The organism is Paenochrobactrum pullorum (assembly GCF_041929845.1).
GTDB classification, from domain to species: domain Bacteria; phylum Pseudomonadota; class Alphaproteobacteria; order Rhizobiales; family Rhizobiaceae; genus Paenochrobactrum; species Paenochrobactrum pullorum.
Genome location: NZ_JBHEEH010000001.1, coordinates 943,075 through 962,253, shown reverse-complemented (window position 1 = coordinate 962,253; position 19,179 = coordinate 943,075). Strand labels below are relative to the sequence as shown.

General features: G+C 49.1%; 21 protein-coding genes. 4 read left to right on the top strand and 17 right to left on the bottom strand.

The genetic code is table 11. The features are described from left to right. Positions 1–33: 33 nt before the first annotated feature. Positions 34–630, bottom strand: coding sequence for a YqgE/AlgH family protein (locus JNC77_RS04580; protein WP_374830503.1), 597 nt, complete (start codon positions 628–630; stop codon positions 34–36). A 295-nt stretch (positions 631–925) separates the two neighbouring features. On the opposite strand from JNC77_RS04580, the gene JNC77_RS04575 reads away from it, so the two are divergent. After that, entirely contained in the window at positions 926–1,411 is a 486-nt protein-coding gene (locus JNC77_RS04575) for a peroxiredoxin (protein ID WP_374829852.1), read from the top strand. Between the two features lie 60 nt (positions 1,412–1,471). Here JNC77_RS04575 and rnhA read toward each other — a convergent pair whose 3' ends face one another. The 11 genes from rnhA to coxB form a co-directional block, all read right to left on the bottom strand. After that, positions 1,472–1,942, bottom strand: coding sequence for a ribonuclease HI (rnhA, locus tag JNC77_RS04570; protein WP_374829850.1), 471 nt, complete (start codon positions 1,940–1,942; stop codon positions 1,472–1,474). After that, positions 1,939–2,934 (bottom strand): homoserine kinase, encoded by a 996-nt coding sequence (locus tag JNC77_RS04565; protein ID WP_374829848.1) that lies wholly within the window; start codon positions 2,932–2,934, stop codon positions 1,939–1,941. Before JNC77_RS04565 ends, rnhA begins: the two co-directional genes overlap by 4 nt. 45 nt (positions 2,935–2,979) lie before the next feature. After that, positions 2,980–3,999: a 4-hydroxy-3-methylbut-2-enyl diphosphate reductase gene (gene ispH / locus JNC77_RS04560; RefSeq protein ID WP_374829846.1), complete on the bottom strand. Its 1,020-nt coding sequence runs from the start codon at positions 3,997–3,999 to the stop codon at positions 2,980–2,982. Positions 4,000–4,110: 111 nt separating this feature from the next. Then, a complete protein-coding gene (locus tag JNC77_RS04555; protein ID WP_374829844.1) occupies positions 4,111–4,902 on the bottom strand; it encodes an SURF1 family protein in 792 nt (263 codons plus the stop codon). Then, the gene (locus tag JNC77_RS04550) at positions 4,874–5,278 is read right to left on the bottom strand and encodes a DUF983 domain-containing protein (protein ID WP_374829842.1); all 405 of its coding nucleotides are present in this window, start codon (positions 5,276–5,278) and stop codon (positions 4,874–4,876) included. Before JNC77_RS04550 ends, JNC77_RS04555 begins: the two co-directional genes overlap by 29 nt. 114 nt (positions 5,279–5,392) lie before the next feature. Further along, the gene (locus tag JNC77_RS04545) at positions 5,393–6,274 is read right to left on the bottom strand and encodes a cytochrome c oxidase subunit 3 (protein WP_374829840.1); all 882 of its coding nucleotides are present in this window, start codon (positions 6,272–6,274) and stop codon (positions 5,393–5,395) included. A gap of 51 nt (positions 6,275–6,325) precedes the next feature. Continuing rightward, on the bottom strand, positions 6,326–6,940 hold the full coding sequence (locus tag JNC77_RS04540) for a cytochrome c oxidase assembly protein (RefSeq protein WP_374829838.1): 615 nt from the start codon (positions 6,938–6,940) through the stop codon (positions 6,326–6,328). A gap of 23 nt (positions 6,941–6,963) precedes the next feature. Next, entirely contained in the window at positions 6,964–7,134 is a 171-nt protein-coding gene (locus JNC77_RS04535) for a cytochrome c oxidase system small membrane protein (protein ID WP_374829836.1), read from the bottom strand. Then, complete coding sequence (locus tag JNC77_RS04530; protein WP_374829834.1) at positions 7,131–8,081, bottom strand: heme o synthase; 951 nt, start codon at positions 8,079–8,081, stop codon at positions 7,131–7,133. Before JNC77_RS04530 ends, JNC77_RS04535 begins: the two co-directional genes overlap by 4 nt. Positions 8,082–8,244: 163 nt before the next feature. Next, positions 8,245–9,897, bottom strand: a complete 1,653-nt coding sequence (gene ctaD / locus JNC77_RS04525; protein WP_374829832.1) for a cytochrome c oxidase subunit I — start codon at positions 9,895–9,897, stop codon at positions 8,245–8,247. Between the two features lie 39 nt (positions 9,898–9,936). Then, on the bottom strand, positions 9,937–10,824 hold the full coding sequence (coxB, locus tag JNC77_RS04520; RefSeq protein ID WP_374829831.1) for a cytochrome c oxidase subunit II: 888 nt from the start codon (positions 10,822–10,824) through the stop codon (positions 9,937–9,939). On the opposite strand from coxB, the gene JNC77_RS04515 reads away from it, so the two are divergent. The 3 genes from JNC77_RS04515 to tldD all read left to right on the top strand — a co-directional run bounded on the left by JNC77_RS04515 (position 10,803) and on the right by tldD (position 13,265). Then, a complete protein-coding gene (locus JNC77_RS04515; protein ID WP_374829829.1) occupies positions 10,803–11,087 on the top strand; it encodes a hypothetical protein in 285 nt (94 codons plus the stop codon). The genes coxB and JNC77_RS04515 overlap by 22 nt on opposite strands. A 112-nt stretch (positions 11,088–11,199) precedes the next feature. Then, entirely contained in the window at positions 11,200–11,781 is a 582-nt protein-coding gene (locus tag JNC77_RS04510) for an invasion associated locus B family protein (RefSeq protein ID WP_374829827.1), read from the top strand. Between the two features lie 71 nt (positions 11,782–11,852). Next, positions 11,853–13,265 (top strand): metalloprotease TldD, encoded by a 1,413-nt coding sequence (gene tldD / locus JNC77_RS04505; protein ID WP_374829825.1) that lies wholly within the window; start codon positions 11,853–11,855, stop codon positions 13,263–13,265. 89 nt (positions 13,266–13,354) lie between these two features. Here the strand turns inward: tldD and JNC77_RS04500 are convergent, their stop codons facing one another. The 5 genes from JNC77_RS04500 to JNC77_RS04480 form a co-directional block, all read right to left on the bottom strand. Continuing rightward, the gene (locus JNC77_RS04500; protein WP_374829823.1) at positions 13,355–13,804 is read right to left on the bottom strand and encodes a GNAT family N-acetyltransferase; all 450 of its coding nucleotides are present in this window, start codon (positions 13,802–13,804) and stop codon (positions 13,355–13,357) included. Between the two features lie 205 nt (positions 13,805–14,009). Further along, positions 14,010–15,239: a class I SAM-dependent RNA methyltransferase gene (locus JNC77_RS04495; protein WP_374829821.1), complete on the bottom strand. Its 1,230-nt coding sequence runs from the start codon at positions 15,237–15,239 to the stop codon at positions 14,010–14,012. Continuing rightward, entirely contained in the window at positions 15,236–16,000 is a 765-nt protein-coding gene (locus JNC77_RS04490) for a TlyA family RNA methyltransferase (protein ID WP_374829819.1), read from the bottom strand. Before JNC77_RS04490 ends, JNC77_RS04495 begins: the two co-directional genes overlap by 4 nt. Before the next feature lie 62 nt (positions 16,001–16,062). Further along, positions 16,063–17,979 carry a 1-deoxy-D-xylulose-5-phosphate synthase gene (gene dxs / locus JNC77_RS04485; RefSeq protein ID WP_374829817.1) on the bottom strand — a complete coding sequence of 639 codons (1,917 nt, stop codon included), beginning with the start codon at positions 17,977–17,979 and terminating at the stop codon, positions 16,063–16,065. A gap of 225 nt (positions 17,980–18,204) precedes the next feature. Then, complete coding sequence (locus JNC77_RS04480) at positions 18,205–19,137, bottom strand: pirin family protein (protein WP_374829815.1); 933 nt, start codon at positions 19,135–19,137, stop codon at positions 18,205–18,207. Positions 19,138–19,179 lie beyond the last annotated feature (42 nt).

Below are 19,179 nucleotides of genomic sequence, written 5' to 3'. Positions count from 1 at the left end.
CAGGTTTTTTATTTCAAAAAGTCTTCAAAACATTCATGCCGTTCCAGCGCTGGTGACAAGACGGGAGATATCCACGCCTATCTCCGACAATAATCGTTCATATTGCCTACTGATGTCCCCCTCAAATAACAGCGCATTATTGGCAGGACATGTCAGCCAACCATTTTGTGCAAGCTCGGCCTCCAATTGTCCGGCCGCCCAGCCTGAATAACCAAGTGTCAAGATCGCATGCCGTGGCCCTTTATCATCATAAATAGCACGAACAATATCCACTGTTGCAGTCATGGAGACATCATCTGCTATCGGCATCGTCGAGGATACGTTATAATCACTGGAGTGGATGACAAAGCCGCGATTTGTATCGACCGGCCCGCCATTGCGGATAATCAGCTTGCGTTGATGATCGGGTAAAATAATTGCATCTTCTTCTTTGATGATACCAATTTGTTCCAACAAATCTGTAAAATCGATCGGCTGTTGCTGATTAATAATGAACCCCATCGCGCCTTCAGGCGAATGCGCACAAATATAAACAACAGAACGAGCGAAACGCTCATCCACCATATTGGGCATAGCCAGTAAAAACTGGCCATTTAAAAAACCGTCCTCCCGTTCTTCAGCTTTACTAATCTTTACCTCCTGTCTTTCATTACACAACAGGTGAAAATTCAGGCTCGAGATCAACAGATCCAGATATGATACATTATTTTCAATGAAGATAAACTCTGGCTTAATCACGACAAACTGTCAATTTTTTTACCGACAGTTATATGCCTGAAAATATTTCTCAAAAACCAAACCTCAAATAAAATCAAACATAAGTGCCAAAAAGATTTGCAAATATTTTACTTGATCAAGCACCTGAAACTCGACTTACCTATCTATCATTCCTATATATAACAGATCATTCCAAGGGAGACCCAATATGACCATCAAAGTCGGCGACAAATTGCCAAATGCCACCTTTAAAGTGAAAACCAGTGACGGCGTTAAGGATGTCACCACTGATGACGTTTTTAAGGGCAAAAAAGTTGTACTCTTCGCAGTACCGGGTGCCTTTACGCCAACCTGTACACTGAACCATTTGCCGGGCTTCCTCGACAATTATGATGCCATCAAGGCCAGAGGCGTTGATACTGTAGCGGTTACGGCTGTCAATGACGTATTCGTGATGGATGCATGGGCAAAAAACACCGGAGCGCAGGACAAACTTACTTTCCTCGCGGATGGTAGCGCACAATTTGCCAAGGCTGCCGGTCTTGATATTGATTTTTCCGGTGGCGGCATGGGCACCCGCTCCAAACGCTATTCTGCCATTATCGAAGACGGCGTCGTGAAAGTTCTCAATATTGAAGAACAGCCGGGACAGGCCATTACATCTGCTGCTTCCGCACTGCTGGAACAGCTTTAAAAATAAAGGGCAGATCATGGTTGTTATGATCTGCCCTTTTTTCACGTCAATATTGGCTGCTTATTTGACTTTGAGTGATGTAAAAGCAGGCTTATAGGGTTTAAACGGCTCCATTCCGGCACGCGCCAATTCATCCGCACGTTCGTTTTCCGGATGCCCCGCATGGCCTTTAACCCAATGCCATTTGACGTCGTGAGGTTTACGAACCTCATCCAGCTCCTGCCATAGCTCGGCATTTTTAACCGGCTTTTTGGCGGCTGTCTTCCAGCCATTACGCTTCCAGCCTTCAATCCAGCTGGAAATACCATCACGCACATAAACACTATCTGTATAAAGATCCACGTGACATGGCTGCTTCAAGGCTTTGAGCGCCGAGATTGCCGCCATCAGCTCCATCCGATTATTGGTCGTATCCGCCTCGCCGCCTTTCAGCTCTTTTTCATTGCCGTTCCAGCGCAGCACGACACCCCAGCCCCCCGGCCCCGGATTGCCTGAACACGCACCATCGGTGAAAGCCTGTATTTCTTTCACGCATGCTCTCCGCTTGTAGAAACTGCCACATTGGCCAAACCATATTCACTGGCATTAACCACCTGTCGGTGGAAACGCAGTTTGCGCGCATATTCCATCGGGTCTTTTTTAACCACAAATGTACCATCCGGCACTGTCAGCCAATCATAAAGACGAGTGAGCATAAAACGTAAAGCTGCACCACGCGAAAGCACCGGTAAAGCTTCTGTTTCCGCCACAGACAAAGGCCGCACAGAATTATAACCGCGCAGCAAAGCCGCACCTTTAGTCTGATTATAGGAATGGTCTTTTTCAAAGCACCAAGCGTTCAGACATACAGCCACATCATAAGCCAGAATATCTGTGCAGGCGAAATAGAAATCAATAAAGCCGGACAGCTTATCATTCAGGAAGAAAACATTATCAGGAAACAAGTCGGCATGGATAACGCCGCGCGGCAGATCTTGCGGCCAATTGGCTTCCAGATAGGTTAAATCCGCTTCGGTTTCTTCGATCAGGGACGGCTCAATCTTTTCCGAATGCGCCAAAGATTGCTGCCATAATGGCCGCCAATTATCAACCGTCAGACCGTTTTTACGCTCCATAGTAAAGCTTTGGCCAGCCAAATGCATCTGCGCCAGTCCACCGCCCAATGCCTCGCAATGTTCAACAGCGGGCTTGCGTAACCACATGCCTTCCAAAAAGGTAACAATTGCTGCCGGACGCCCCGCCAATTCGCCAATCATCTCACCATTATTGGCCACCACTGGCTGCGGGCATTCCAGCCCTTTTGCAGAGAGATGTTGCATGAGTTTCAAGAAAAACGGCAACTCCTGCGGGTTAACCCGCTTTTCATAAAGGGTCAGAATGAAAGCGCCGGTTGTAGTATGAAGCAGATAATTGGTGTTTTCGACACCTTCTGCAATGCCTTTATAAGAAGTCAGCGTACCAATATTGTAATCGCTTAAAAAAGCGGCAAGTTCGACTTCATTAATATCCGTGTAAACGGCCATGAATATTCTTCCCCTCAGCCAAGCTTGCGCTCAACTGTTATTCTTTTAAATTGCGTTATCACCGTTGACGAATGCCATGTCCTGCACGGTTAAATCAACATCGCGCAGCTGACGGTTCACCAAAAAGTTTTCGGTTTCAACCGTTGTGACGGCAAGTTCAATCTGCACATCAAAACGGGATTTGAACGCTTCGATAATCTCGTTGACAATGATTTCCGGAGCAGATGCGCCAGCCGACAGACCAAGCACAGAAATATTGCCAAGGTCATCCCAATCAATCTCGTCAGCGCGCTGCACCAATAATGATTTTTTAGCGCCAGCGCGTTCGGCCACTTCCACCAAGCGTTTGGAATTGGACGAATTTGGTGCGCCGACGACCAGGAACAAATCACAACCGGTTGCTGCCTCTTTCACCGCTTCCTGACGGTTGGTTGTGGCGTAGCAGATAGATTCGGCAGCAGGCGCCAGCAAGTTCGGAAAGCGCTTTTGCAATTCCGCGACAATACCTGCCGTATCATCTACCGACAATGTGGTCTGTGTCACAAAACCTAAATTATCCGGATCAGTAAATTCGCAAGCCCGGGCGTCTTCTACAGTTTCCACTAATGTGACCGCACCTTCCGGCAGCTGCCCCATCGTTCCGATCACTTCCGGATGTCCGGAATGGCCGATCAGGATTACATGACGACCCTGACGCTCATGACGCATGGCTTGCTTGTGCACTTTGGAAACAAGCGGGCATGTTGCATCCAGATAGAAAAGATTTTTAGCTTCCGCATCAGCCGGCACCGATTGCGGCACGCCATGCGCTGAAAAAACCACCGGCTGTTCACGGTGCTCAATCGGAATTTCATGCAGCTCTTCAACGAAGACAGCACCGCGTGATTGCAAGCCTTCAACCACGTAGCGATTATGCACGATTTCATGACGCACATAGACCGGCGCACCATATTTTTTCAAAGCCAGAATGACGATCTGAATTGCGCGGTCGACACCAGCGCAAAAACCACGCGGGCCACAGAGACGAATTTCCAGTTTCGGGCGCTGTTCCACGTTTATGGACATAATCATGATCTCTTTATTCAAGGCATAACCAACCGTGCTTTGCTGAAACAGCAAAACCCATATATTCAGGAGTTGGGCTTAGTGCCACTAAAAGTCAAGCTTTAAGCTTAATTATGGCGAGGATTTAGAATAGCGCCAACGCCATAAATAAGCACCAACCACCGCTGTCAAAGCCAAAGCCAGCCCATACCATGTGATGGCATATTCCAGATGTTTGTTCGGCAATTCAATATTGGTGACGCCGCCAATCGGCAGAACGCCCGGATTTGGTGTATCATCGGCGTCGATGAAATACGGCACCAATGTTTGCAGATCAGGTACACCGCCTGTTTCAGCCATCACGGCCCAATCTTTCCAGTAGAAAATATTTTGTGCCGGATCATTATCAGGTACAAAACTGGAAGGCTTGGCATCAAGGCGGTCACGCGCCAGCCCTGTAATGGCTACAGGGCCATCAATCTGCCCTTCAAGACGTGTTTGCGGATCTTTACGATCATAAGGAACAAAGCCGCGATTGATCAGCACAAAGCGCCCGTCATCCATTTGTAGGGGTGTATAGACATAAAATCCGGCCTCACCTTTAAATGTTGCCAGAAAATGACGCTCCCCCTCATGCATGAATGTACCAGTGACCATGACCGGTCGATATTCCACACTGCCTGTCTGCTTTAGAATATCTTCCATAGTCATGATTGAAACTGGTGGCTTTTTGATATTCTGCATAATCGTAGCCAGCAGCTCTTCTTTCCAGAACATGCGTTTAACCTGCCAAGTACCAAGGCTCAGCAAAATACTCAAACAAATGAGATAAACAACAATCACGCCCCAAGGAAATTTACGCGTATCGGCTTTGCCGCTTATTGAAACCGGCATCTTACTGTCCATCATTGTTATGGTTGTCATCCAGCTGACCAGAAGCGGCCTTATGCTTGAATTGCAATGTAATCAGCACACCTTTGAGCCAGCGTACCAAAACCAAACTTAAAATGATCGCCAAGGGGATGGAAATAATTAAATGCACCCAAAGTGCAGGCTGGAAATTCGTCTCTAACCAAAGCGCCAAACCAAGCACAATGAACCCAATAATGAGAATAACGAAAACGACTGGCCCGTCACCGGAATCAGCAAAGGAATAATCCTGACCACAGACATGACAAGATTTGGCAACTTGCAAAAAACCACTGAATAGCTTGCCTTCACCGCAATTCGGGCATCGACCCAAAATGCCGGCCTTGATCGGATCAACACCGTTGCTGTCTGAATGATTATGCTCTGTCATGTTCTTCATCTCCCACAGCCTTTTTGCGCTTAATTACTAACTCACGCAAGACTGGTGTATTAAAAAAGGCGGCTTGTGTGCCCACAGCCGCCTTTTTTTAAAATTATTGAAAACTCAGATAATTTGATGGACGACGCCACCCCAGCTTCCCCATACATACATGGTGAAGAACAAGAACAACCAGACTACGTCCACAAAATGCCAGTACCAGGCAGCGGCTTCAAAACCGAAATGGTTCTTACCATCAAAGTCGCCACGGATTGCACGAAACAAGCAAACAGCTAAGAAAATCGTACCAATGAAAACGTGGAAACCATGGAAGCCGGTTGCCATGAAGAAAGTGGCACCATAGATCGAATCTTTAAAAGCAAATGGTGCATAGGCATATTCATAAGCCTGCACAAATGAGAACAACACGCCAAGTGCAACCGTCAGGGCAAGACCTGCAATCATGCCAGTGCGATCTTTCACCAACATCGCATGGTGTGCCCATGTCAAGGTTGTGCCTGAAAGCAGCAGAATAACAGTATTATAAAGCGGCAAATGAAATGGATCCAGAACTTCGATGCCCTTTGGAGGCCAAACACCGCCGGTATAAGCCGTACGTGCGAATTGCTCAGGATCATTCGGGAACAGACTTGCATCAAAAAATGCCCAGAACCAAGCAGCAAAGAACATGACTTCGGAAGCAATGAACATGATCATGCCATAGCGAAGATGGATTGATACCACGCGGGTATGATGTCCTTCTTTACCTTCTTTGATCGTGTCACTCCACCAGCCATACATGCAGTAGAGAACGATGGCGATACCCATGACAAAAAGCCATGGTGTCACCAGATTGATACCAAAGAGATGTAATTCACCGGCATTGAGGTAGCGCATATAAGCAATACCGCCAAGCGCCAGCACAAAGGCACCGACCGAACCGATAAATGGCCACGGACTTGGTGCTATGATATGGTAATCATGATTTTTATGATGGGCGTCAGCCATGTCTCTCCCCAGAGCTCCTCTGAATGCTTACTCGCAAAAGTGAAGCGATCGTTATAATTTCCCTTCACTTTCCAGTTTATCGCCAACTTTGGCCGCCGCAAGTGGCTTAGGCTCGTCAATTGGAAAAAAAGTATAAGAAAGTGTGATTGTTTTTACATCTTTCAGGTCAGGATCATTAACAAAATCCGGATCAACGAAGAACAGTACCGGCATTTCCATATCTTCGCCGGCAGCAAGTGTCGTATCGGTAAAGCAGAAACACTCCACCTTGTTGAAATAAGCGCCTGCACGGCCAGGGGTCACGTTAAAAGTCGCTCGGCCATAAGTCGGTCCGTCGAATTTATTAATGGCCTCATATTTGACCAAAGTGGTTTCACCGATTTTCAGTTCAACCTCACGCTGAACCGGTTTGAAATCCCATGGTAAACCTCCGGCCGTATTGGCATCAAAGCGAACCTTGATCGTTTGATTGAGGATCTTGTCTGAATACTGCTCGACCCGCTGGGTGGTGCCGCCATAGCCAGTCACCTGACAGAAAAGACGATAAAGCGGAACAGATGCATAAGCCGCACCGATCATACAGGCAAAAAAGCTTAGACACGCAAATGCGATAACACGATTGGAAGTTTCCTTCTTCGTATTTTTATCACCCTGCTGAGTGCCCATTCTTCCCTCCCCTTGATCTTCGATTACATCGGCCGGATCAGTGCATTTGCACCAAGCTTAGCCCATGTACCGACATAAACAATAATAACGAACAGTGCCAAAGCGATAGCCAAGCCAACCGAACGGTTACGCTGCGCACGCTTTTGCTTTTCGGTCGGCTTGATCAGTTCAAGCTTCTTGTCGGACGTATTCATGCTATAACTCCAAATCCGACAAGCGCCTTATAAAGCAAAACTTCTGCCAACAATGTTGCAAACAAACCAGCCAAATAAAGCAGCGAAAAACGGAACAGTTTTCGGGCACTTGCAATCATTGTTTCATGCGTCGGTGCCTGCAACAGCTTCCAAGCATAATAAACAAAAATCAGTCCCATGATGGTAGCCACGATACCATAAGTGACACCAGCAAAACCCAACACCCAAGGCAAAACACCAACAGGTGCCATAATCAGCGAATAGCCGACAATCTGACGCTTGGTGGATGCTTCACCTTTTACATTCGGCATCATCGGGATGCGGGCGGCTTCATAATCATTGCTCATGAACAATGACAGCGCCCAGAAATGCGGAGGCGTCCAAAGGAAAATGATCAAAAACAGCACAATGCTGTCGAGGCTGATGGAACCAGTTGCAGCCGCCCAACCGATCATTGGTGGAAACGCTCCGGATGCACCGCCGATCACGATATTTTGCGGGGTCGAGCGCTTCAGCCACATTGAATAGATCACCACATAAAAGAAAATGGTGAAGGCCAGCAAAGCAGCGGATAACCAGTTGACCAACAAGCCTAATGTGAGCACTGAAAAAACTGAAAGCGTCAGACCGAAAACCAACACCTGTTCGGGCGAGATCAGGCCTGCTGGTATCGGGCGGTTGCGGGTACGCTTCATAATGATGTCGATATCGGCATCATACCACATATTCAAAGCACCCGATGCACCTGCGCCCACAGCAATGCAAAGAATGGTGATTGCAGCAAGCACCGGATTCATATGTCCCGGAGCTGCCATCAGACCAACGAAGCCTGTAAACACAACCAGTGACATCACACGCGGTTTCAACAGCGTGATATAATCCGATGCCATCGCCTCGGAGAGGCGATAATCATTATCGGAAGCTATATTTTTTCCAATCACAGACATTGCTCTCATTCCATCAGGACAATTATGCCCTCTTCATCATCGAAACGCTAACGATCCAATGAATATTTTCGAAAAGCTCAACCGATTTACGAAAACATTCATCTATCTTCGTCGTTGAGTTCCGGACGGCGCATCGCCGCCCGAAAATCTTATTAGTATTCTCTTATTTAATGCGTGGCAACTCTTCCCACTGGTGGAAAGGTGGTGGTGAAGAAAGCTGCCATTCCAGAGTGGTTGCGCCATCGCCCCATGGGTTCGCACCTGCTTCACGCTTCTTCGCAAATGCTTCGAAGACGTTGTAGAGGAAAATCAGAACCGCAAAGCCGGAGATATATGAGCCGTAAGACGACACCATGTTCCAGCCGGTATAAGCATCCGGATAGTCGATATAACGACGTGGCATACCAGCAAGACCAAGAAAGTGCTGCGGGAAGAAGATCAGGTTCACACCGATGAAGGTGAGCCAGAAATGCAGCTTCGCAGTGAACTCGCTATACATATAACCGGTCATTTTAGGGAACCAGTAGTACCAGCCCGCAAAGATTGCGAACACAGCACCTAGCGACAGCACGTAATGGAAGTGTGCAACCACATAATATGTATCGTGCAATGAACGGTCGAGACCAGCATTTGCCAGCTGAACACCGGTCATACCACCAATGGTGAACAGGAAGATAAAGCCGATTGCCCAGAGCATTGGTGCACGGAAGGTGATCGAACCACCCCACATGGTGGCAATCCACGAGAATATCTTGATACCGGTCGGCACCGCGATCACCATGGTTGCAAATACGAAGTAACGCTGGGTGTCGAGCGACAGACCAACAGTATACATATGGTGCGCCCAAACCACGAACCCGACAACACCGATCGCAACCATCGCATAAGCCATCCCCAGATAACCAAAGATCGGCTTACGGGAGAAGGTTGAGATAATGTGACTGACGATACCAAAGCCCGGCAAAATCAGAATATACACTTCAGGATGACCGAAGAACCAGAACAAGTGCTGATAAAGGATCGGGTCACCACCGCCATCGGGTGCAAAGAATGCAGTGTCGAAGTTACGGTCGGTCAGAAGCATGGTGATACCACCTGCCAGAACCGGCAGCGAGAGCAAAAGCAGGAATGCTGTAACGAGCACTGCCCATGCAAAAAGCGGCATTTTATGTAGAGTCATGCCCGGAGCACGCATGTTCAAAATCGTGGTGATGAAGTTAATCGCACCAAGAATGGACGAAGCACCGGAAATATGGATCGCCAGAATTGCGAAGTCTACCGCAGGTCCCGGCTGACCGGATGTTGAAAGCGGCGGATAAAGTGTCCAACCACCACCTGCGCCCCAACCACCGGCAGGTCCCGGCACGAAGAAGGAAATCAACAATAACAGCAATGCCGGTGGCAAAAGCCAGAAGGAGATGTTGTTCATGCGCGGAAACGCCATGTCAGGCGCACCGATCATAAGCGGGATCATCCAGTTGGCGAAACCACCGATAAGTGCAGGCATGACCATGAAGAAGATCATGATCAGCGCATGCATGGAGGTGAACACGTTGAACATGTGCTTACCCGCATCAAGCGCCGCATCACCTTCAACGCCATAAACCATCGCCGCCAGACCATGAAAAATCTGAATGCCGGGTTCCTGCAATTCTGCGCGCATCGCAATAGACAAAGCGCCGCCGATAATGCCTGAGAAAATTGCAAAAATAAGGTACAAAGTACCAATATCTTTGTGGTTGGTCGAATAGACCCAACGCACCCAGCCTTTTGGCTTGTGGTCGTCGTGTATGTCTTGAGCTGCTGTGCCAGCCATGCGATTGCTCCCGTTTCTCAACAGAGGTACTTACCGAAATCAGTTACCGGCAGCCGCCACCTTATTTGTTGCCTGACCACCTTCAACAGCAGCCCTCAGCGCCTTATTGGCTTCGTCCAGATCAGAAGCCGCCGCTGCCAACCAAGTTTCATAATTTTCCTTGGAAACAACACGTACTGCAATCGGCATGAATGCATGATCCTTGCCACAAAGCTCGGAACATTGACCGAAATAGAGACCTTCGCGATCAGCTTTGAACCAAGCCTCGTTCAAGCGCCCCGGCACCGCATCCATTTTCACTCCGAATGCAGGAATTGTCCATGAGTGAATAACGTCAGCGGCTGTTACCAGCAAACGAACTGTTTCACCGACCGGCACAACAACTTCATTGTCAACGGCAAGAAGACGCGGATATTTAGCAACATCTTCTTTTCCGTATTCGGCTCGTTCACTTTCTTTAAGCATCAAAGAATCAAAACTAACCGGATTTTCAACTTGATACTCGTAGCCCCAATACCACTGATAACCAGTCGCCTTGACTGTCAGTGACGGATCATCAGGCGAATATTGTGCCGTCAGAAGCTGGAAAGAAGGAATAGCAATACAAACAAGCGCAATCACCGGACCTGTCGTCCAGATCACTTCAATCATGGTGTTGTGACTTGTTTTGGACGGCACCGGATTAGCACTGGCACGATACTTCAAAATGACCCAGAGGATCAATAAAAGCACCAGTGTTGTCACCGGAATGATGAACCAAAGTGTATATTCTTCAAACCATTTGATCTGCTCCATAATACCGGTAGCAGGTTCTTGGAATCTGTATTCCCAATCGCGCGGCTGTTCTGCCTGCGCAGATATACTGGTCCACAGAAGTGCCAGAACACCAAATGCGGTGCCCGTTGATGTGGCAAAAATCTTTCTCACCAGAATTCTCTCCCGTTGTAGCCTTTTGCAGGCCGGACGCCAGCTATCCCTACAAAAACAACCGCCATCCCCCATTTGGCGTTCAACCACACCTTAACGCACACCGCAAGGAAGGCGAATATCTTATCATGCGGCATTTTTGCGCGCGCCCATGTAATTTAAGGAAAAAACCACTGCAGGATTTTATTCAAAATCTTGTGTATAGCAGTGCAGTTTGTGGTTTTTTCTCACAAATCCGCCGTGTTTTAAACCAATATCAATAAAAATGCGCAACATCTCATTGGAAGTCTTATCATTTCGCCTTATTGAGGATGATAATATATTTTCATGCCGGTACAGCGCGATAGTGCCACGGTGATTCGATCTGGAGCTTCCATGACTGTTCGTAAAATTTCTCAGCAATTAGCAATTTTCTCTTTGTGTCTTGGCGGCATTTTGGCCGGTTCAACCAGCATTTCCAGCGCCCAGAACACCGCACAGCAGCAAGCGCCGACAGCCACCGAGCAATCCAGCAGTGCAGGCAATCAAAAAGGCACATTACGTTCCAAGCACGGTGAATGGTCGATCCTTTGCGACACACCGGCCGGCGCGCAAAACGAACAATGCGCCCTCATTCAAAATGTTGTTGCCGCGGACCGCCCTGAACTCGGCCTGTCCGTTGTTGTTTTGAAGACCGCCGATAATAAAGCCCGCATCTTGCGCGTTCTCGCACCTCTTGGTGTGTTGCTGCCAAACGGACTTGGCCTTAATGTTGACGGCAAAGATATCGGCCGCGCTTATTTCGTGCGCTGCTTTGAAGATGGTTGCTATGCAGAAGTCATTCTGGACGATGCTTTGATGAAAACCTTCCGCGCAGGTAAATCTGCAACCTTCATCGTGTTCCAAACACCGGAAGAAGGCATTGGTATTCCTGTTGATTTGAAGGGCTTTGCCGAAGGCTTTGATGCTCTTCCTTAAACGAACGGTTGTTCTTAAGCACTGAAACGCTTACATCCTGCAAATGTGATAAGTTTGCAGGATGTATTTTTATGAAAAGCCTGATTGATAGTTTTGATGCCAATCGCGACGATATTCAGCGAATTTTAAGCCAGACACTGCAAGGCAGCGATGATGGTGAGCTTTATCTGGAATATGGTGAAGCCGAATCATTGGGCTTTGATAACGGCCGTTTAAAAACCGGCGCTTTCAATCAGGATCAGGGCTTTGGCCTTCGTGCTGTCGCCGGCGAAGCCATCGGTTATGCCCATGCGGGCGAGTTATCTCTTGCCGCTTTAAAGCGGGCAGCAGATGCAGTTTCTGCCACCACCCACGGCTATGGCGGCCAATATAGTGCCGCACCACTTGGAACCAACCGCCAGCTTTACACCGATGAAAATCCGATCGGCTCCCCAAGTTTTGATGCCAAAGTGCGCTTGTTACAAGAAATTGACGCATATTTGCGCGCCAAAGATCCGAAAGTACGACAGGTTTCGGTCTCTGTTGCAGCCTCTTGGAAACAAGTTGAAATCTTACGTGCCGACGGCCATTTCGTGCGTGATGTACGCCCGATGGTTCGCCTTAACGTGTCGGTTGTTGCGGGTGACGGTGACCGTCAGGAAACTGGCTCTTTCAGCCACGGCGGACGTGCATTGTTCGGTGAGTTTATTGCCACGGATGCATGGCAATATGCGGCTGATGAAGCACTGCGTCAGGCACTGGTCAATCTGGAGGCTGTCCCCGCCCCTGCGGGCACCATGGATATTGTGCTTGCCAATGGCTGGCCGGGTGTGATGCTGCACGAAGCAGTCGGCCACGGCCTGGAAGGTGACTTCAACCGCAAGAAAACATCTGCCTTTGCAGACCTTATGGGACAACAGGTTGCCTCCAAAGGTGTGACGGTTGTTGATGATGGCACAATCATGCAACGCCGTGGCTCGCTGACCATTGATGATGAAGGCACACCGACCAACCGCACCGTGCTGATCGAAGACGGCAAGCTCGTCAATTACATGCAGGATCGCCAAAACGCGCGCCTGATGGGCATGCAACCAACCGGCAATGGTCGACGCGAATCTTATGCCCATGCCCCTATGCCGCGTATGACCAACACCATTATGCTGTCAGGCGACAAAACACCGGAAGAAATCATCGCATCGGTGAAAAACGGTATTTATGCTGTTTCATTCGGGGGTGGTCAGGTGGATATCACGTCGGGTAAATTCGTGTTTGGTTGCACCGAAGCCTACAAGATTGAAAACGGCAAAGTCACTGCGCCGATTAAGGGAGCGATGCTGATAGGCAACGGCCCTGAAGCGATGCAGCGTATTACCATGCTGGGCAATGATTCAAAGCTTGATAATGGCACCGGCAATTGCGGCAAAGGCGGCCAGTGGGTACCTGTCGGTGTTGGTCAGCCGCATTTGCGTATGGATCAGATGACGGTTGGCGGCACGGCTATTTGATTTCTAAAAGGAATATTATTTATAAAATTCAATATATAAGAGCAGTTTTCGATGAAAATGATTCATGAAAACTGCTCTTAATATTTTGGTCAATCTTTGAGCACCATTGTCAACTGTACAAATGGCAAACCATCATCATCCGTTTCATCACGCTGAATGATTTCGAAACCGTATTTCAGATAAAAATTGACGGCTTGCTGATTGCGTTCATAGACCTGCAATTCCAGTTGTTTTTTTAAGTTTTGCGCATGTTGCAAAAGCTTGAGACCAAACCCCTGCCCTTGAAAATCCGGATCTACAAATAAACCGCCAATAAAATTATCAATCAAACCAACAAAGCCCATCACGTGATCGTCACTGACGAGCACCCAGTTTTCCGCTTGCATCAGATAGATATCTTTCATCAGCTGAAGCTGTTCTTCCAACAATTCGTGGCCGAGAAAACCATGGGCGATTTTAGACGCGCGCAACCAAATATCGGCCGAACGCACGACATCATCCGCAATCATTGGGCGGATCAGAATTATTCTTTCTTTCATGAAAGCACCTGAAAATTTAATTATATGCGAAACTCATTACCCAAAAAAGGGCAATACTTATTGTGATTTTGAGCCCTTGGTCAAAATCGAAAATCCGGCAATAAGAACGCTGCGCATAAATCTCCTTCAGTTTAAGAGAGCCAGACACCGCTGGTTACTCATGATTAAAAGCGAAATCGTCGTTTAAGTCAATGAAACGCCAACCTTATTTCTTGGTCAACAGAGCAACGGTTTCCACATGCGATGACCACAGAAACTGATCGACCGGCACGATCTTGTCGATCTTGTACCCACCCTTGACCAGAATGGATAAGTCACGCGCCAATGTCACTGGATTGCACGAAACTGCTGCGACTTTGGCAACCTTAGACTTTGCCAGTTCTTTGGCCTGTTCTTCGGCACCAGCGCGCGGCGGATCAAACACAATGCCCTGATAAGGCGCTAATTCACGCACCAAAAGCGGGCGGCGGAACAAATCACGGCGCTCAACCGTGACCGGCTTCAAACCCTGTACATGGCGAATGCCGCGATCAAGTGCTACCAAAGCTGGCGCATCATTTTCAATGCAATGGACAGCGTTTTTCTCGGCAATGCGCAATCCAAAAGTACCAACACCGCAGAAAAGGTCGGCCGTTTTTTTAGCCTTGCTCAAATGTTTTGTGACCAGTTCAACCATGGTTTTTTCTGCAGCTTCAGTGGCCTGCAAAAAACTACCCGACGGAATATTGACCGGTACTTTGCCAAAATGGATAAGCGGCTTTTTCGGCTCGACGATAATTTCACCATCCGATGCAAGCCGCGCAAAACCGTGACTGACTACATAATCAGTCAGTGCCATACGGGTTTTATCATCAGGGGAGTCACAACCTTGCGCTGCGATATCAAGACCAGATGCAGTCACTGTTACTGCCAGTTTGAAAGGCTTGGAACCAGGCGCGATAATCGCTGCCACCCCACGCAAATCCTCCAGGCGATCAGTAATTTCCGGAACTGCCACCACACATTCGGAGATATTGATAATTTCGTGGCTCAAATGGCGATTGAAACCCAACAGCATCGCGCTTTCGGTTTTGCGCGCCGCAAAAACCACTCGACGGCGGCTATAAGGGGCGCAAGCCACCAATGGCTCCGGCTCTACATCAATGCCATAGCCTTTCAAGGCCGCAACAACCAATCCACGCTTCCATGCCTGATAAGGCTCCGCTTCCCAATGTTGCAACGAGCAACCGCCGCAATCTTCAAAATGCTGACATTCTGCCGCTTGACGTTCCGGAGATGCTTCCAGCAAAGCCACTACAGTGCCGCGATTTTTATCACGTGCAATATTGGCTACTTCACCCGCCAGTGTAAAAGGCACGAAAACCTGACCGTCAGCGGTCATGGCAACCCCGTCGCCACCTGCACCTACTGAGCTGATTGTTACACGTGTGCTCATTGGTCTTTTATTCCTGCCAGTAAATATTCTAAATTGCCGTCTCCGCCTTCAATGGGGGAAACACATATTCCAAGTGCGCGCCATCCGGTCTGGATATCCAGCCAATCGCGCAAATTCTCTGCGATGACGGGCCCTTGTGACGGATCGCGCAACAAACCACCTTTGCCGATAGCTTCGCGCCCCGCTTCAAATTGTGGTTTCACCAACAACACGCAAATGGCATTGGGAACCGCTAATTGCAATGCTTGCGGCAGAGCCAGCTTCAAGGATATGAAACTGACATCAGACACCACACAATCAATCGCATGCCCATCCAGATGGCTGAAATCCAAATGACGGGCATTTAAGCCCTCATGGTTGGTCACATTTTTATTACGTACCAGAGTTGAATGCAGCTGGTCATGGCCGACATCAACCGCAACCACATGCGCGGCACCGCGTTCGAGCAAAACTTGGGTAAAGCCACCGGTCGAAGCACCGATATCAAGAGCAAAGCGCCCTTTCACATCGAATTTGAAATGATCCAACCCCGCAATCAGTTTGAGCGCTGCCCGCGAAACATAGCTGCTTGCCGGATCATCAACACTGATCACCGCATTGCGCGCCACCAATGCACCGGGTTTTGCAATCACCTGCCCGTCCACCTGCACAGTTGAACGCGTGACAGCATCGCGCGCACGCGAGCGCGTTGCAAAGAGCTTTCGCTCAACCAATAGCTGATCAAGGCGCAAACGGGCGGCAGGGTCACTTATATCATTCATCGCGCTTTCATGACGCAGCCAAGCATTTTAAGCAAGTGGCCAATCGTCACAAAGCGATCTGATCAAGCCCGAAAAGGTGCGGCAATTTCCTCACGGCCAAGTGCGGCAAAAACAGCATGGACAATGCCCGTACGGTCAAGACCGGCATTGGCATACATCACTTCCGGCTTGGCATGATCCTGATACATATCCGGCAAAGTAAGCGTGCGAACCCGCAAGCCGCCATCCAGCAAGGATTCACGCGCAAGAAAATGCAAAACATGCGAGCCAAAGCCGCCGATTGCACCTTCTTCAATGGTAACGAGCACTTCATGTTCACGCGCCAAACGGCGGATGAGATCCTGATCCAAAGGTTTGGCAAAACGTGCATCTGCTACAGTGGTGGAAAGTCCGGCCGCATCCAGCACATCGGCTGCAGCCAAACATTCCTGCAAACGAGTGCCGAATGAGAGAAGCGCCACTTTGCTGCCCTCACGCACAATGCGCCCCTTACCGATTTCTAAAACCGAACCACGCTCGGGCAGTTCAACGCCCACACCATCGCCACGTGGATAGCGGAATGAAATCGGCCCTTCATCATATTCAGCAGCAGTGCGTACCATATGGCGCAATTCCGCTTCATCGGATGCCGCCATCACGACAAAACCCGGCAAGGCTGCCAAAAATCCAGTGTCAAACGAACCTGCATGGGTGGCACCATCTGCCCCCACTAAGCCTGCGCGGTCAATCGGAAAACGAACCGGCAAATTTTGCAAAGAAACATCATGCACAACCTGATCATAGCCGCGCTGCAAAAAAGTTGAGTAAATCGCAGCAAAGGGTTTGAACCCTTCGCTTGCAAGACCTGCCGCAAAAGTCACCGCATGTTGCTCCGCAATGCCGACATCAAAGGTACGGCTCGGAAATGCTTCACCAAAGAGATCGATACCAGTGCCGCCCGGCATCGCGGCAGTGATGGCGACGATTTTTTCGTCGTGGCGCGCTTCTTCAATCAGGCTGGTGCCGAAAATTTTGGTATAGCTTGGTGCATTTGCCGGTGGTTTGGACTGCGCACCGGTAATCACATCAAACTTGTTCACACCGTGATATTTGTCTGCGGCCGCTTCCGCCGGCGCATAACCTTTACCCTTTTGGGTCACGACATGAATAAGAACGGGACCGTCTTGCATATCACGGACATTTTTCAATACGGGAAGCAAATGATCGAGATTATGACCATCAATCGGCCCGACATAATAAAAGCCGAGCTCTTCAAACAGTGAACCGCCTGTCCAGAATGCACGTGCATATTCTTCAGATTTACGCGCTTTATCCTGCAAGAATTTCGGCAGTTTTTTAGCCAGTTGTTTGGCGTTTTCACGCAATGAGCGATAGGTGCGACCAGAAACAAGACGCGCCAGATAGGCGCTCATCGCACCGGTTGGCGGCGCGATCGACATGTCATTATCATTGAGAATAACGATAAGGCGCGCATCCAGTGCTCCGGCATTGTTCATGGCCTCATAAGCCATACCAGCCGACATCGAGCCATCACCGATCACCGCGATGACATTACGTGCATCGCCGGAGAGTTCGCTTGCCACCGCCATGCCGAGACCAGCAGAAATAGACGTAGAGGAATGCGCGGCCCCAAACGGATCATATTCACTTTCCGAACGCTTGGTAAATCCGGAAAGTCCGTTTTCCTGACGAAGGGTGCGGATGCGATCACGTCGACCTGTCAAAATTTTATGCGGATAGGTCTGGTGCCCCACATCCCAGATAATGCGGTCATGCGGCGTATCAAATACATGGTGCAACGCAACGGTCAGTTCCACCACACCAAGGCCGGCACCTAAATGTCCGCCGGTTGTGGAAACAACATCAATCAGTTCGCCGCGTAATTCGTCTACCAGCTGCGGCAGTTCTGCTTCCGGCAGATCGCGCAAGTCTGAAGGAATGTTCACCTGATCAAGTAAGGGGGTGACAGGTCGTGTCATGATAATTCTCCGCCTATTTGAACACCTGCCTATAGAATCCACAGACTTATGGCAAGCTTCAAAGGTCTGACACGGCCGATTGAACGCTTTGAAAGCAATCGCAGACCTTTTATCCTGTGGCTTATTTCTATGCTGCCGGTTCATTCCGGCAAGAAGGTGAAATTGCCGGTTCATTCCGGCATTATACAGCTTGCCATCTTACTCTGGCAGGATACGATTTGCGGCTTACTCCGGCAGGGGCACAAATTCTTCTTCATCACCGGGCACTATATCAAATTTTCCGCTGCGCCATTCTTCTTTTGCCTGTTCGATACGTTCTTTTGAAGATGAGACAAAGTTCCACCAAATATAGCGCTTGGAATTCAGGCTTGCCCCGCCAAACAACATGATATGCGCCGAGCCACCCTTGGCACCGGGGGCTGCATTCACGATAATGTCATCTCCCTCACGGAAAGCAAGCAGCTGGTTGGCGCCAAAAATATCACCGGCAATATTCACATTGCCATCCAGAATATAGATGGCGCGTTCTTCGGCAACCGCCGGAATATGAAAACGTCCCCCCGCCTCAATCCGGATATCGGCATAAAGCGTGTCGCTATATTGATGAACCGGCGATTTAAGTCCGTGCAATCCGCCCATAATGAGCCGTCCGGAAAAGTCTTTGTCATTCATTTCCGGCAATTCATCTTTGGTGGTATGGGAAAAATCCGGCTGCATATCTTCCAGATGCTCCGGCAGTGCCAGCCATGTCTGCACACCGGAAATGGACAAAGGTGGCCCGCGCAATTCTTCCGGCGAGCGCTCCGAATGAACAATTCCGCGCCCCGCCGTCATCAAGTTCACGTCACCCGGCGCAATCACCATTTCAGTGCCCAGACTGTCTCGATGGCGGATATGACCATCAAAAAGATAGGTGACGGTTGAAAGACCGATATGGGGATGCGGCTGCACATCCAGTGCATCACCGGCACGCAAAATTGCAGGCCCCATCCGGTCAAAGAAAATGAAAGGCCCGACCAAGCGCCGCTTGGCGGTTGGCAATGCGCGGCGCACTTCAAGCCCGCCGACATCACTGGTGCGCGGAATAATAAGGGTTTCGATCAGATCAACAGCCTTTTTGTCGCCGATATCGGGGTCTTCACCGGGGAAAAAGCTCAAAACCAACCTCCCGCCTAGCAGAATAAAATAGCCATGCAGCAC

Bases quoted from the DNA above. Each gene is read 5' to 3' on its own strand.
- JNC77_RS04575 (WP_374829852.1), top strand. From the start codon at position 926: ATGACCATCAAAGTCGGCGACAAATTGCCAAATGCCACCTTTAAAGTG.
- JNC77_RS04510 (WP_374829827.1), top strand. From the start codon at position 11,200: ATGACTGTTCGTAAAATTTCTCAGCAATTAGCAATTTTCTCTTTGTGT.
- ispH (WP_374829846.1), bottom strand. From the start codon at position 3,999: ATGTCCATAAACGTGGAACAGCGCCCGAAACTGGAAATTCGTCTCTGT.
- JNC77_RS04500 (WP_374829823.1), bottom strand. From the start codon at position 13,804: ATGAAAGAAAGAATAATTCTGATCCGCCCAATGATTGCGGATGATGTC.
- JNC77_RS04540 (WP_374829838.1), bottom strand. From the start codon at position 6,940: ATGGGCACTCAGCAGGGTGATAAAAATACGAAGAAGGAAACTTCCAAT.
- JNC77_RS04545 (WP_374829840.1), bottom strand. From the start codon at position 6,274: ATGGCTGACGCCCATCATAAAAATCATGATTACCATATCATAGCACCA.
- JNC77_RS04550 (WP_374829842.1), bottom strand. From the start codon at position 5,278: ATGACAGAGCATAATCATTCAGACAGCAACGGTGTTGATCCGATCAAG.
- JNC77_RS04555 (WP_374829844.1), bottom strand. From the start codon at position 4,902: ATGACAACCATAACAATGATGGACAGTAAGATGCCGGTTTCAATAAGC.
- JNC77_RS04515 (WP_374829829.1), top strand. From the start codon at position 10,803: ATGTGGCAAAAATCTTTCTCACCAGAATTCTCTCCCGTTGTAGCCTTT.
- tldD (WP_374829825.1), top strand. From the start codon at position 11,853: ATGAAAAGCCTGATTGATAGTTTTGATGCCAATCGCGACGATATTCAG.
- JNC77_RS04565 (WP_374829848.1), bottom strand. From the start codon at position 2,934: ATGGCCGTTTACACGGATATTAATGAAGTCGAACTTGCCGCTTTTTTA.
- JNC77_RS04530 (WP_374829834.1), bottom strand. From the start codon at position 8,081: ATGTCTGTGATTGGAAAAAATATAGCTTCCGATAATGATTATCGCCTC.
- JNC77_RS04490 (WP_374829819.1), bottom strand. From the start codon at position 16,000: ATGAATGATATAAGTGACCCTGCCGCCCGTTTGCGCCTTGATCAGCTA.
- JNC77_RS04495 (WP_374829821.1), bottom strand. From the start codon at position 15,239: ATGAGCACACGTGTAACAATCAGCTCAGTAGGTGCAGGTGGCGACGGG.
- dxs (WP_374829817.1), bottom strand. From the start codon at position 17,979: ATGACACGACCTGTCACCCCCTTACTTGATCAGGTGAACATTCCTTCA.
- JNC77_RS04535 (WP_374829836.1), bottom strand. From the start codon at position 7,134: ATGAATACGTCCGACAAGAAGCTTGAACTGATCAAGCCGACCGAAAAG.
- ctaD (WP_374829832.1), bottom strand. From the start codon at position 9,897: ATGGCTGGCACAGCAGCTCAAGACATACACGACGACCACAAGCCAAAA.